The organism is Pseudomonas sp. P97.38, from assembly GCF_001269745.1.
GTDB classification, from domain to species: Bacteria; Pseudomonadota; Gammaproteobacteria; order Pseudomonadales; family Pseudomonadaceae; genus Aquipseudomonas; species Aquipseudomonas chlororaphis_E.
Window position 1 is genome coordinate 337,241 of record NZ_LHVJ01000009.1, and the last position, 13,473, is coordinate 350,713.

The 13,473-nt window shown below is 64.0% G+C and carries 12 protein-coding genes; 5 read left to right on the plus strand and 7 right to left on the minus strand.

Features of this window, described 5'->3' with window-relative positions:
- Positions 1 to 42: 42 nt before the first annotated feature.
- From AD664_RS03490 to AD664_RS03510, 5 genes are read left to right on the plus strand one after another with little or no spacing between them, the layout of a single operon-like run.
- Positions 43 to 1,707, plus strand: coding sequence for an AMP-binding protein (locus tag AD664_RS03490; protein WP_053144421.1), 1,665 nt, complete (start codon positions 43 to 45; stop codon positions 1,705 to 1,707).
- Between the two features lie 16 nt (positions 1,708 to 1,723).
- Positions 1,724 to 2,485 (plus strand): SDR family NAD(P)-dependent oxidoreductase, encoded by a 762-nt coding sequence (locus tag AD664_RS03495; protein WP_053144423.1) that lies wholly within the window; start codon positions 1,724 to 1,726, stop codon positions 2,483 to 2,485.
- A 12-nt stretch (positions 2,486 to 2,497) separates the two neighbouring features.
- Complete coding sequence (locus AD664_RS03500; protein WP_053144425.1) at positions 2,498 to 3,685, plus strand: acetyl-CoA C-acyltransferase; 1,188 nt, start codon at positions 2,498 to 2,500, stop codon at positions 3,683 to 3,685.
- A gap of 9 nt (positions 3,686 to 3,694) precedes the next feature.
- Positions 3,695 to 4,822 (plus strand): acyl-CoA dehydrogenase, encoded by a 1,128-nt coding sequence (locus AD664_RS03505; RefSeq protein WP_053144427.1) that lies wholly within the window; start codon positions 3,695 to 3,697, stop codon positions 4,820 to 4,822.
- 13 nt (positions 4,823 to 4,835) lie between these two features.
- Entirely contained in the window at positions 4,836 to 5,609 is a 774-nt protein-coding gene (locus AD664_RS03510) for an enoyl-CoA hydratase (RefSeq protein ID WP_024617255.1), read from the plus strand.
- Positions 5,610 to 6,134: 525 nt separating this feature from the next.
- On the opposite strand, the gene AD664_RS03515 is transcribed toward AD664_RS03510, so the two are convergent.
- The 7 genes from AD664_RS03515 to AD664_RS03550 form a co-directional block, all read right to left on the minus strand.
- On the minus strand, positions 6,135 to 7,286 hold the full coding sequence (locus AD664_RS03515) for an acyl-CoA dehydrogenase family protein (protein WP_042728094.1): 1,152 nt from the start codon (positions 7,284 to 7,286) through the stop codon (positions 6,135 to 6,137).
- A gap of 2 nt (positions 7,287 to 7,288) precedes the next feature.
- Positions 7,289 to 8,395, minus strand: a complete 1,107-nt coding sequence (locus tag AD664_RS03520) for an enoyl-CoA hydratase/isomerase family protein (protein ID WP_042728093.1) — start codon at positions 8,393 to 8,395, stop codon at positions 7,289 to 7,291.
- Positions 8,396 to 8,529: 134 nt separating this feature from the next.
- Positions 8,530 to 9,237 carry an HPP family protein gene (locus AD664_RS03525; protein ID WP_042728092.1) on the minus strand — a complete coding sequence of 236 codons (708 nt, stop codon included), beginning with the start codon at positions 9,235 to 9,237 and terminating at the stop codon, positions 8,530 to 8,532.
- A gap of 173 nt (positions 9,238 to 9,410) precedes the next feature.
- Positions 9,411 to 10,790: a UDP-glucose/GDP-mannose dehydrogenase family protein gene (locus tag AD664_RS03530; protein WP_053144429.1), complete on the minus strand. Its 1,380-nt coding sequence runs from the start codon at positions 10,788 to 10,790 to the stop codon at positions 9,411 to 9,413.
- Positions 10,791 to 11,084: 294 nt separating this feature from the next.
- The gene (locus tag AD664_RS03540) at positions 11,085 to 12,005 is read right to left on the minus strand and encodes a LysR family transcriptional regulator (RefSeq protein ID WP_053144433.1); all 921 of its coding nucleotides are present in this window, start codon (positions 12,003 to 12,005) and stop codon (positions 11,085 to 11,087) included.
- Between the two features lie 22 nt (positions 12,006 to 12,027).
- Positions 12,028 to 12,588: a hypothetical protein gene (locus AD664_RS03545; RefSeq protein WP_053144435.1), complete on the minus strand. Its 561-nt coding sequence runs from the start codon at positions 12,586 to 12,588 to the stop codon at positions 12,028 to 12,030.
- A gap of 37 nt (positions 12,589 to 12,625) precedes the next feature.
- Positions 12,626 to 13,429 carry a putative hydro-lyase gene (locus tag AD664_RS03550; protein ID WP_047739309.1) on the minus strand — a complete coding sequence of 268 codons (804 nt, stop codon included), beginning with the start codon at positions 13,427 to 13,429 and terminating at the stop codon, positions 12,626 to 12,628.
- Between the last annotated feature and the right edge of the window lie 44 nt (positions 13,430 to 13,473).

The window sequence follows — 13,473 nt, forward strand, 5'->3', positions numbered from 1 at the left end:
TACGGCTCCCCAACCAATAAAAAGTACAGAGGGATTCTGCTCATGCGCGATTACTCGTCGGCCATTTCCCAGTTCGACTACCCAGGCACCGTCAACGCCGCCCTGCATGGCTCGCTCGAGGCACTCAACGCCTGTGTCGAATGTTGCGACCGGCATGCCTTGCCGGGGCACATCGCCTTGTTCTGGGAAGGGCGTGATGGCCGCGAGGCGACCTGGACGTTCCGCGACTTGCAGGACCAGGCCGCACGCTTCGCCAATTTCCTGCTGGCCCATGGGGTAGGCAAGGGCGACAAAGTGGCCGGTCTGCTGCCGCGCACCGCCGAGTTGCTGATCGTGGTGCTCGCCACCTGGCGCATCGGGGCGGTGTACCAGCCGTTGTTCACCGCGTTCGGGCCCAAGGCCATCGAGCATCGCCTGGGCAGTTCCGGTGCGCGCCTGGTAGTCACCGACGCGGTCAACCGACCGAAACTCGCCGAAGTCGCCGGTTGCCCCACCGTGGTCACGGTCGGCGGTGAACAGGGCCGAGGCATCGTGCGCGGCGACTACAGTTTCTGGGCCGAAGTGACGAACCATTCCAACCAGTGCGAACCGGTGATGCTCACCGGCGAAGACCCGTTCCTGCTGATGTTCACCTCCGGCACCACCGGGCCTGCGAAGGCGCTGTCGGTGCCGCTCAAGGCCATCGTGGCGTTCCAGAGCTACACCCGTGATGCCGTGGACCTGCGCCCCGAAGACGCTTTCTGGAACCTCGCCGACCCGGGCTGGGCCTACGGCATCTACTTTGGCGTGACCGGTCCCCTGGCGATGGGGCACCCGATCACCTTCTACGATGGCCCGTTCACCCTGGAAAGCACCTGCCGGGTGATCAACAAGTACGGCATCACCAATCTCACGGGGTCGCCCACGGCCTATCGCATGCTGATCGCCGGGGGCGAGCAGTTCGCCCGGTCGATCAAGGGCAAGCTGCGCATTGTCAGCAGCGCCGGCGAACCGTTGAACCCGGAAGTGATCCGCTGGTTCGCCGATCACCTGGGCGTGGTCATCCACGACCATTACGGCCAGACCGAGCTGGGCATGGTGCTGTGCAACCACCACGGGCTCGAACATCCGGTGCACCTGGGGGCCGCCGGCTTCGCCTCGCCGGGCCACCGGATCGTGGTACTGGATGACCAGCATCAGGAACTGGGCGTCGGCCAGCCGGGAATCCTCGCCGTGGATCGCAGCCAATCGCCCATGTGCTGGTTCGCTGGTTACCAGGGCGGGCCGACCAAGGCGTTCGTGGGCGACTATTACCTGAGCGGCGATACCGTCGAGCTGAACCCGGACGGCAGCATCAGTTTCGTCGGCCGCAGCGATGACGTGATCACCACCTCTGGCTATCGCGTCGGCCCGTTCGATGTGGAAAGCGCCCTGATCGAACACCCGGCGGTGGTCGAGGCCGCGGTGGTCGGCAAGCCTGACCTGGAGCGTACCGAGTTGGTGAAGGCGTTCGTCGTGCTCAGTGCCCAATACCGCGCCGACCCGGCGTTGGCCGAGGAACTTCGCCAACACGTGCGCAAGCGCCTGGCTGCCCATGCGTATCCCCGTGAAATCGAATTTGTCAGTGACTTGCCGAAAACCCCAAGCGGCAAGTTGCAGCGCTTTATCTTGCGCAACCAGGAAATCGCCAAGGCCCAAGAAGCCGCGGTGCAGAACGTTTCAGCTTGAACCCAAGGAAACCATGATGCAGATCGACAGCAAGATTTTCCTCGTCAGCGGCGGTGCGTCCGGCCTCGGTGCGGCCACCGGCGAGATGCTGGTCAAGGCCGGCGCCCAGGTGATGCTGGTGGACCTCAACGCCGACGCCGTGGCGGCCCGGGCGCAGAAACTGGGTTGCCACAGCGTGGTGGCGGACATCAGCGACGAAGCGGCGGCGCAAGCCGCGGTCAAGGCCACGGTCGATGCCTTTGGTGGCCTCAATGGCCTGGTGAATTGCGCGGGCATCGTGCGCGGCGAGAAGATCCTGGGCAAGCACGGCCCCCACGGGTTGGCCAGCTTCAGCCAGGTGATCAACGTCAACCTGATCGGCAGCTTCAACCTGTTGCGCCTGGCGGCTGCGGCCATCGCCGAAACCGAGGCAAACGCCGACGGTGAGCGCGGGGTGATCATCAACACGGCCTCGGTGGCGGCGTTCGACGGCCAGATCGGCCAGGCGGCCTATGCGGCGTCCAAGGGCGCCATCGCCAGCCTGACCCTGCCGGCCGCCCGGGAGCTGGCGCGTTTCGGCATCCGGGTGATGACCATCGCCCCGGGCATTTTCGAAACCCCGATGATGGCCGGCATGACCCCTGAGGTGCGCGACTCGCTGGCCGCCGGCGTGCCATTCCCGCCACGCCTGGGCAAACCGGACGAGTACGCGGCGCTGGTGCGGCATATCATTGAAAACAGCATGCTCAACGGTGAGGTGATCCGTCTCGACGGTGCCTTGCGCATGGCCGCCAAATAAGGAGCACTTGTCATGTCCAACGATCCGATTGTCATCGTCAGCGCCGTCCGCACCCCCATGGGCGGTTTCCAGGGCGAACTCAAGAGCCTCAGCGCCCCGCAATTGGGCGCGGCGGCCATCAAGGCCGCGGTGGAACGCGCCGGTATTGCGGCCGACAGCGTGGAAGAAGTGCTGTTCGGTTGCGTGCTGGCGGCCGGCCTCGGCCAGGCCCCGGCGCGCCAGGCTGCGCTGGGTGCCGGGCTCGACAATTCGACCCGTTGCACCACCCTGAACAAGATGTGCGGCTCGGGCATGGAAGCGACGATCCTGGCCCACGACATGCTCGTTGCCGGCAGCGCCGACGTGGTCGTGGCCGGCGGCATGGAAAGCATGTCCAACGCGCCTTACTTGCTCGACCGTGCCCGCAGCGGGTATCGGATGGGCCACGGCAAGGTGCTCGACCACATGTTCCTCGACGGCCTGGAAGACGCCTACGACAAGGGCCGCCTGATGGGCACCTTTGCCGAGGATTGCGCCGAAGCCAACGGTTTCAGCCGCGAGGCCCAGGACGCCTTCGCCATTGCCTCCACCACCCGGGCCCAGCAGGCGATCAAGGACGGCCGCTTCGATGCCGAGATCGTGCCGCTGCAGGTCATGGTCGGCAAGGAGCAGGTGACGGTGCGCCACGACGAGCAACCACCCAAGGCGCGAATCGACAAGATCGCCTCGCTCAAGCCGGCGTTCCGTGACGGCGGTACGGTGACGGCGGCCAATGCCAGTTCGATTTCCGACGGGGCCGCCGCCCTGGTGCTGATGCGCCAGAGCCAGGCGACCCAGCGTGGCTTGAAGCCCCTGGCGGTGATTCACGGCCATGCGGCGTTCGCCGACACCCCGAGTCTGTTCCCGACCGCTCCCGTTGGCGCGGTGAAGAAACTGCTGAAGAAGACCGGCTGGTCCGTGGCTGACATCGACCTGTTCGAGGTCAACGAAGCCTTCGCCGTGGTGGGCCTGGTGACCATGGGCAAGCTGGAAATCCCCCATGACAAGGTCAACGTCCATGGCGGTGCCTGCGCGTTGGGTCACCCCATTGGTGCGTCCGGGGCGCGAATCCTGGTTACCCTGCTGTCGGCCTTGCGCCAGAAGGGCCTCAAGCGCGGCGTCGCGGCCATTTGCATCGGCGGCGGCGAAGCCACGGCCATGGCTGTCGAATGCCTGTATTGAGGAACCCCCATGCTCCCGACTGAAGAACAGACACACATCAGCAACGCCGCCCGGCAATTTGCCCAGGAGCGTTTGAAACCGTTCGCGGCCGAGTGGGACCGCGAGCACCGCTTTCCCAAGGAAGCCATAGGTGAAATGGCCGAGCTGGGCTTCTTCGGCATGCTCGTGCCGGAGCAGTGGGGCGGTTGCGACACCGGCTACCTGGCCTACGCCATGGCCTTGGAAGAAATCGCCGCCGGTGACGGGGCGTGCTCGACGATCATGAGCGTGCACAACTCGGTGGGCTGCGTGCCGATCCTGACCTTCGGCAACGACGAACAGAAGGCCCGGTTCCTCACGCCGCTGGCCAGCGGCGCGATGCTGGGCGCGTTCGCCCTGACCGAGCCCCAGGCCGGTTCGGACGCCAGCAGCCTGAAGACCCGGGCACGGCTGGACGGGGATCATTACGTACTCAATGGTTGCAAGCAGTTCATCACCTCCGGGCAGAACGCCGGGGTGGTGATCGTGTTTGCGGTGACGGATCCGGCGGCTGGCAAACGCGGCATCAGTGCGTTCGTCGTGCCCACCGATTCGCCGGGCTACACCGTGGCGCGGGTCGAGGACAAGCTTGGTCAGCACGCCTCGGACACCTGCCAGATTCTTTTTGAGGACGTGAAGGTGCCGGTGGCCAATCGGCTGGGTGAGGAGGGCGAAGGCTACAGGATTGCCCTGGCGAACCTGGAAGGCGGCCGGGTCGGCATCGCGGCGCAATCGGTGGGCATGGCCCGCGCCGCGTTCGAGGCGGCCCGGGACTATGCCCGGGAGCGGGAAAGCTTCGGCAAGGCCCTCATCGAGCATCAGGCCGTGGCGTTCCGCCTGGCCGACATGGCGACCCAGATCGCCGTGGCCCGGCAGATGGTGCACTACGCCGCCGCGCTGCGGGACAACGGCCAGCCGGCGCTGGTGGAGGCCTCCATGGCGAAGCTGTTCGCCTCGGAAATGGCCGAAAAAGTCTGCTCGATGGCATTGCAAACCCTGGGCGGTTACGGTTACCTCAACGACTTCCCGCTGGAACGCATCTACCGCGACGTGCGCGTCTGCCAGATCTACGAAGGCACCAGCGACATCCAGCGCATGGTCATTTCGCGCAATCTTTGAACAGGAGTGCTGCATGAGCTACGAAACGATTCTATTGGAGATCAAGGACCGCGTCGGCCTGATCACGCTCAACCGCCCTCAGGCATTGAATGCCCTGAACGCCCAGATCGTCAGTGAATTGAACCAGGCACTGGACAGCCTGGAGGCCGATCCGAAGATTGGTTGCATCGTGCTGACCGGCTCGAAGAAGGCCTTTGCCGCCGGTGCCGACATCAAGGAAATGGCTGAACTGACCTATCCGCAGATCTACCTGGATGATTTGTTCAGCGACAGCGATCGGGTGGCCAACCGGCGCAAGCCGATCATTGCGGCGGTGAACGGCTTTGCCTTGGGTGGTGGTTGCGAGCTGGCGTTGATGTGCGACTTCATCCTGGCCGGGGACAACGCCAAGTTCGGCCAGCCGGAAATCAACCTCGGTGTGCTCCCGGGCATGGGCGGCACCCAGCGCCTGACCCGCGCGGTGGGCAAGGCCAAGGCCATGGAAATGTGCCTGACCGGGCGCTTTATCGACGCGGTGGAAGCCGAGCGTTGCGGCATCGTGGCGCGGATCGTACCGGCCGATGAGCTGCTGGATGATGCGCTGAAGACGGCGGCGCTGATTGCCTCCAAGTCGGTGCCGATCAGCATGATGGTCAAGGAAAGCGTCAACCGCGCCTTCGAGGTCAGCCTGTCCGAGGGCGTGCGCTTCGAGCGCCGGGTGTTCCACGCCGCGTTCGCGACGCAGGATCAGAAGGAAGGCATGGCGGCATTCGTGGCGAAGCGGGCGGCGGAGTTCCAGGACAAGTAACCCGACGCCGTCACTGGCGCCATCGCGAGCAAGCTCGCTCCCACAGGGGATTTGGGGTGCATGCAACCTTTGTGTACGCCACTGGACCCTGTGGGAGCGGGCTTGCCCGCGAAGACGCCGGCACACCCAGCATAGAAGTGACTGACCTAACGCTTTCGCGAGCAAGCCCGCTCCCACACTGGATCTCAGGTGTACGCAGCCTTTGTGTACGCCACTGGACCCTGTGGGAGCGAGCTTGCTCGCGAAGACGCCGGCACACCCAGCATAGAAGTGGCTGATCTAACGCTTTCGCGAGCAAGCTCGCTCCCACACTGGATCTCAGGTGTACGCAGCCTTTGTGTACGCCACTGGACCCTGTGGGAGCGGGCTTGCCCGCGAAGACGCCGGCACACCCAGCATAGAAGTGACTGACCTAACGCTTTCGCGAGCAAGCCCGCTCCCACACTGGATCTCAGGTGTACGCAGCCTTTGTGTACGCCACTGGACCCTGTGGGAGCGAGCTTGCTCGCGATGCTTTTTAAGCGATCACACCAGGTAGTGTTTCAATTCCCGGGCAATCACCATCCGCTGGATCTCGCTCGACCCTTCATAGATCTGGGTAATCCGCGCATCGCGGTAGTAGCGTTCCACCGGGTAATCCTCCAGATAACCGTACCCGCCATGAATCTGGATGGCCGAGGAGCAGACTTTCTCGGCGATTTCGGAGGCGAACAGCTTGGCCTGGGAGGCTTCCGACAGGCAGGGTTTGCCAGCGCTGCGCAGGCGGGCGGCATGGAGGATGAGCAGGCGGGCGGCGTTCAGGCGGGTGTGCATGTCGGCCAGCAGATTGGCGACGCTCTGGTGTTCGCCGATCGGCTTGTCGAATTGCACTCGGTCACGCGAGTAGGCCAGCGCCGCTTCGAATGCGGCGCGGGCGATGCCCAGGGCCTGCGCGGCAATGCCGATGCGGCCGCCTTCGAGGTTGGAGAGGGCGATGGCCAGGCCTTTGCCACGTGCACCCAGCAGGTTCGCCTCAGGGATCGCGCAATTGCTCAAGGTCACCGCGCAGGTGTCCGAGGCACGGATGCCCATCTTGTGCTCGGTGCGGTCGACGATGAACCCCGGGGTATCGGTGGGCACCAGGAACGCCGAGATGCCTTTCTTGCCCAGGTCCGGGTCGGTCACGGCGAAGACGATCGCCAGTTTTGCCCGCTTGCCATTGCTGACGAATTGCTTGGCGCCGTTGATGATCCACTGGCCGTCGCGCAGTTCAGCGCGGGTGCGCAGGTTGTGGGCTTCGGAGCCGGCTTGGGGTTCGGTCAGGCAGAAGCAGCCAATGGCCTGGCCGCTGGCAAGGTCGGCCAGCCACGTCTGTTTCTGGGCCTCGGTGCCGAAGTTCAGGACCGGGCCGCAGCCCACCGAGTTATGGATGCTCATCAGTGCACCGGTGGCGCCATCGCCGGCGGAGATCTCTTCCACCGCCAGGGCATAGGCCACGTAGTCGACATAAGTGCCGCCCCATTCTTCCGGTACCACCATGCCAAGCAGGCCCAGTTCGCCCATCTTCGCCACCAGAGCGTCGTCGATCCACCCGGCCTTTTCCCAGGCCTGGGCATGGGGGGCGATTTCGCCGCGGGCGAAGTCCCGGGCCATGTCGCGGATCATCACTTGTTCTTCGGTCAGTTCGAGGTCGTGCATGTTCAGTTCCCGTGGTCGTCGAAGCCGTCGAAGAAACTGGCCACGTGCCCGGCGTCCAGCGCTTGCAACGTGGGAGGGTTCCAGCGCGGGTTCTTGTCTTTGTCGATCAGCAAGGCGCGCACGCCTTCAATCAGGTCGCCGCGTTCGAACCATTGACGGTCCAGGTGCAGCTCCAGGGCAAAACAGTTTTCCAGGCTCAGGTGCCGCCCGCGCCGGAGCATTTCCAGGGTCACGGCCATGGCCAGGGGGGAACGGGTTTCCAGCAGTTCGGCGGTCTTGAGCGCCCATTCGTGGCTGTTGGCGACCGTGACCTGACGCAATTGCTCGACCATGCTCGGCACATCGGGCAGGCCGAAGAAATGATCGATGACCGCACGCAAGTCAGCCAAGGGGGGCGCCGGCAGCTGCTGCACACCCAGCTTCGCCAGCAGGCTTTGCAGGTCTTTGAGCGGCGTGTCATGCCACTCCAGTCGATCGAGGCGTTCGTCGAGCTGGGCAAGTTTCCGGCTGTCCAGGTACCAGTCGGCCAACCCGCAATACAAGGCGTCGGCGGCGCGGATCTGGGTGCCACTGACCCCCAGGTAGATGCCCAGCTCACCCGGAATGCGTGGCAGGAAATAACTGCCGCCTACGTCCGGGAAGTAACCGATCCCGACCTCTGGCATGCCCAGGCGGCTGCGCTCGGTCACCACCCGCAGGTCGGCGCCTTGCACCAGGCCCATGCCGCCGCCCAGGACGAAACCGTCCATGAGGGCGAGGACCGGCTTGCGGTAATGATGGATCGTCAGGTCGAGGGCGTATTCCTCGACGAAGAAGTCTTCATGCAGGGTGTCGCCCTGCTTGTGGCTGTCGTACAGCGAGCGGATATCGCCGCCGGCGCAAAACGCCTTGTCGCCGGCACCGCGCAGGACCACCGCGTGAATCTGCGGATCGAGGGCCCAGCGATCGAGCTGTTGCTGCAAGCTGCGCACCATGCCCAGGGTGAGCGCATTGAGGCCGGCAGGGCGGTTCAGGGTCAAGTGGCCAATGTGGTTACGGACCTCCACCAGCACGTCGTAAACCTGGGCGGCGACCGTTCCGCTGGCCTGTGATGAAACCTGAGCTGTCATCGCTAACTCCCTGCTTTTATTGTCTTTTGCAATTTTTTAGGCGCGTATGCGAACGGGATCGTAACAGTGCAAATTTGCACAGCACAACCGGCATACGTGCAGGTCCTGTCTGCATATTTATAGCAGCCACAGGATCATCCGCGACCCGACAGCACCTCCGTGATGCTGCGACGCTTGGCATGACGCTCGCTGGCATGGACCAATTGCTCAAGATCTTCGGGGGTGACGTCGAAGAAGGCTTCCATTTCCGCCAGCGCCAATTTCAGGTCCTGGGCGGTGATGGCCTGCCGGTCGACGGGCGGGTGGTCGGCCGGAATGACCGCCACCGGCTCGCTGGCGCGCTTGGGGTAGCGCACGCGGGTCAGGTTGTTGTAGGCCAGTGCAAAGGCCAGCAGGCCACTGCCAGCCAGCATCGTCACGCCGACGGCCTGCCAGCCGAGGGCCGCGATGGACGGGTCCGCCAACACCAGCGTCGCCGCCACGGCGCCCGCCGGTGGGTGCAGGCAACGCAGCCAGCACATCAGCACCAGCGCCATGCCGGCCGCCAGGCAGGCGCTGCCCAGAGTGCGGCCCAGCACGTGGGCCACCAGCACCGCCACCACCGAGGCGCACAGGTAGCCGCCCACGATCGACCACGGCTGGGCCAGGGCACCGGACGACACGGCAAACAGCAGCACCGCCGAAGCCCCCAGCGGGCCGATGATGTGCTGTGCCACCTCCAAGCCGTACACCTGGCCACAGAGCCAGATACTGAACATCGTTCCCAAGGCCATGCCCAAGGCGGCACGGCTCCATTCGGTGGGACGGGTATTGATAGCAGCGGGGAACCAGCGAGAGAGCATTAAGCACCGATCCAAAAAACGAGCAAAAAAAGGGGCTTACGGGGGAATCCCTGAAAGCCCTTTAAGTGTTCCAACAGTTGGGGGAGGAACGGTGCTCAGTGTGCCGTTCGTCACTCACGCTTACAAATTCATATTAATGCAGGTTGAGTTCATTAATTTTGAGGTTAAGGGCTTCAAGCACGCTTGGATGCTTGAAACCAGGACTGCTCGGCGATGGGCAGGTCGCGCGATTGCCCGCGACCCATGGGGAAGTAGGTGAAGCCTTTGTCTTGCATGCGCTCCGGGTCGTAGAGGTTGCGCCCGTCGAAAATCACCGGGGCCTTGAGCCGCTGCTGGATCAGGTTGAAGTCCGGCGCCTTGAAGGCCTGCCACTCGGTGCAAATGACCAGTGCATCGGCCCCCGGCAGCACCGACTCCGGCGTGCCCATCAACATGAGCTTCGTTTCGTTGGGGTAGAGCCGTTGGGTTTGCTGCATGGCCTCGGGGTCGAACGCACGGACACTGGCACCCGCCGCCCAGAGGGATTCGAGCAGGGTACGGCTCGGCGCGTCGCGCATGTCGTCGGTGTTGGGCTTGAAGGCCAGGCCCCACAGCGCAAAGGTCTTGCCGCGCAGGTCGCCCTTGTAGAAAGCATGGATGCGTTCGAACAGTTTGTGTTTCTGCCGGCGGTTGATCGATTCCACCGCTTGCAGCAGGTCGCTGGAACAATGGGCCTGCTCAGCGCTGTGGATCAGCGCGCGCATGTCCTTGGGGAAGCACGAGCCGCCATAGCCGCAGCCTGGGTAGATGAAGTGATAGCCGATGCGCGAGTCGGCCCCGATGCCCAGGCGCACCGATTCGATGTCGGCCCCCAGGTGCTCGGCCAGTTCCGCGATCTGGTTGATGAAGCTGATCTTGGTCGCCAGCATGCCGTTGGCGGCGTATTTGGTCAGCTCGGCGCTGCGCACGTCCATGAACAGTACCCGGTCGTGGTTGCGATTGAACGGAGCGTACAGGTCGCGCATGGTTGCGCGCACTTCATCGCGTTCGCAGCCGATCACGATGCGATCCGGGCGGCGGCAATCGGCGACTGCCGAGCCTTCCTTGAGGAATTCCGGGTTGGACACGATATCGAACTGCAACAAGCGTCCGGTCTTGAGCAGGCATTTGTCGATGTGAGCCCGCAGGAGATCACCGGTGCCCACTGGCACGGTGGACTTTTCCACCACGATGAGCGGCAACTCCCGGTAGCGGGCGACCGCCTCACCGACGGCCATGACCTGGCTCAGGTCGGCCGAGCCATCGTCTCGCGAAGGCGTGCCCACGGCGATGAACAGCACCTGGCCGTGCTGCACGGCCAGTGACTCATCACTGGTGAAATGCAAGCGCCCGGCCTCCAGCCCCTCCCGCACCAGCGCCGCCAACCCTGGCTCGAAGATGCTCACCTGGCCGTGGCGCAGTTGTTCGACCTTCTGCTCGTCAACGTCCATGCACACCACGTCATGGCCGACCTCGGCCATCACGGCGGCTTGCACCAAGCCTACGTAACCACTTCCCAATACACTGATTTTCATGGCGGACTCCCTGGACCATTGCGAGCGGGCAGACAGGCACATCCAGCGGGTCGCCGCCGTGCGCTCGATCCAGATTAAGTCGGGGATGTTGCAATTCACTGACAGGCCGCTTGATGAAGCCCAGGGGCTTCGCGGGCAAGCCCGCTCCCACAATGAATGGGCGTCGGACATGCCATCCGGGTAGGCCGAAGAACCTGTGGGAGCGGGCTTGCCCGCGAAAGCGGTGTGTCAGTCAACGGAGATGTCGGATTTGCAGCCGTCTTCGCGGGCAAGCCCGCTTTCACAATGAAGGGGTTAGTCGGCGGCCAGTTGGTATTCCGCGGGCAGTTCGGCGACGAATTCCGCCACCACGTCCCGGGTCAGGCTGATGACTTCTTCCACCCGCTCCATGCCCGCGCCGGTTCGCCAACTGGCAACGATGTCCATCACCGAAGGCAACGGCACGCCATCGACCCGTTTCAGCGTGCCTTGGGCCAGCTCACCCAGGACCAGCGCCGCCGGCATGGCACCGATGCCGAAGCCGTCGCGAACCAGGCGGGTGATGGCCGACACCGAGTTCACGCAGTTGATGCGCGGCGAGACGATGTTGGCCGAGTGCAGCAGGTTGAGGATGTCCTGGTGTGGCCGGGAATTGCGCGAAAAGGTCACGATGCGTTCCTGGGACAGGTCTTCCAGTGACGAGTAGTGACGGTCATAGGCCGAGCCGGTCCGCACCAGCCAATGCATCGGATAACGGGCCAGCCGTGCATTGCGTACGCTGTCCAGGCGCAGGATGTCGGTTTGGAAAATGATGTCCTGGTAACCCTTTTCCAGTTGCGAACACAGGTTGCTCGCGGTGTCGGCCGACAGCTCGATCTCCAGCGCCGGGTAGTAGTCCATCAGGCGTGTCACCAGGGGGCTGAGCCAGGTGTGGATGACCGTGTCCATGGCACCGATGCGAATCCGCCCGCGCACCTGACGTGGGTCCTTGATCACGGCCTTCATGCTTTGCAGGGTGTCCATGATGCGTTCGGCATATTCCAGCACCCGCTGGCCCTCGGAGGTCAGCGACACACCCTTGGCGTCGCGCACGAACAGGCGCACACCCATCTCGTCCTCCAGGGCGGCGATGCGACTAGAGACGGAAGCCTGGGTGGTGAACAGTTTCTCCGCCGTCAGGCGAAAACTCTTCAGGCGTGCGACCCAGACGAAGGTTTCAAGAAACTTGATGTTCACGCGAGGCGGCTCCTTGGGTGGGTCACGGCCGTTGCGCCGCGCGTAGGTGTTCCCGGTTGGCCAGGTACTCGATCACATCCCCAAGCTCGCCCAGGTTGGGGATGTCGCCCAGGGCGGCTTCGACGTTGCACCATGGGTAGTCCAGTCGCGAAACCCAGGTCATGATCGCCGGCAGGTTGTCCGGCGGCAGGGTTTTCATGTGTTCGAGGGTAATGGTCAATCGCTCGACCCGCTTGGACACCGGATCGAATTGCCAGTCATACGTGCCGCAGCCGACGCGCGCCTCGCCGCCGTCCTTGCCAGACATCGCCACCAGCCACGGGCATTGGAACCGGTCGAGGTTCGCTGCCGGTGGCGGCCCCAAGCAAAAGGTGTAGACGTTTTCGAAGGTCTGGGCGAAACGACTGACCAGCACCTCGCCGATGGCTGCACGGCCTTCGACGTGGTCAGGAAACGAGATGGCGCCGGTGCGCACGATCATGTCGAGGATCGCCTGGGTTTCGAACGCTTGCTCCAGCAGGTGAGGGCGGTTGCCATCCTTGGCCTTGATGTACGCTTGAATCGATTGCTGGACGGTGTTCATCGTCTGTTCCTGTCAGGTGAATGCGGCTTCTAGACGCTTACAAATCGCGGTTCCACAAATCGGTCACCAGCATGCAGCCAGGCGCATGGGTGATGCACAACGGTGGGCGCGACGCCTGGACCACCGACTGGGGTGTCACGCCACAGGCCCAGAACACCGGGATCTCGTCCGCTTCGACCGGCACGGCATCGCCATAGTCCGGTGCGTCGAGGGCGTGGATGCCGATCAGCGACGGGTCGCCGATGTGCACCGGGGCACCGTGGACATTGGGCATGCGCCCGGTGATCTGGATCGCCTGGATCGCCGCGGCAGCTTTCATCGGGCGCATGGTCACGACCATTTTGCCAGAGAGGCGGGCGGTGGGGCGGGTGTCGATGTTGGTGCGGAACATCGCGATGTTGCGCCCCAGGTCGATGTGCCTGAGGTAGATGCCGGCTTCGAGCAACGGTTGTTCGAACGAGAACGAGCAGCCCAGGGCGAAGGCGACAAGGTCATCCTGCCACACGTGTTCGATGTCCAGCGGCTCTTCGCTCAGTTCGCCGTGGCGATAGACCCGGTAGCGCGGCACCTCATGGCGGATATCGATGGCGGCGCCGAGGTTGCGAAAGAACGGATCGCCCGGCTCTGTCACGTCGAGCACCGGGCAGGCCTGTCGATTGAGGGTGCAGTAGCGCAGGAACTCGGTGGCCCAATCGCCGGGCAGTATCACGATGTTGGCTTGTACCCGACCCTGGCCCAGGCCACTGGTATGGCCCTGGTACTGGCCGGCGGCAATGCTCTGGCGCAGGGCGAGCGGGTCGTACTGGCGCAGTTGTTCGAAGGACGGAGCGGGTTGACTCATCGCGGTATCTCCAAGGGATGGATGGCCCATTTTTTAGAGGGGCC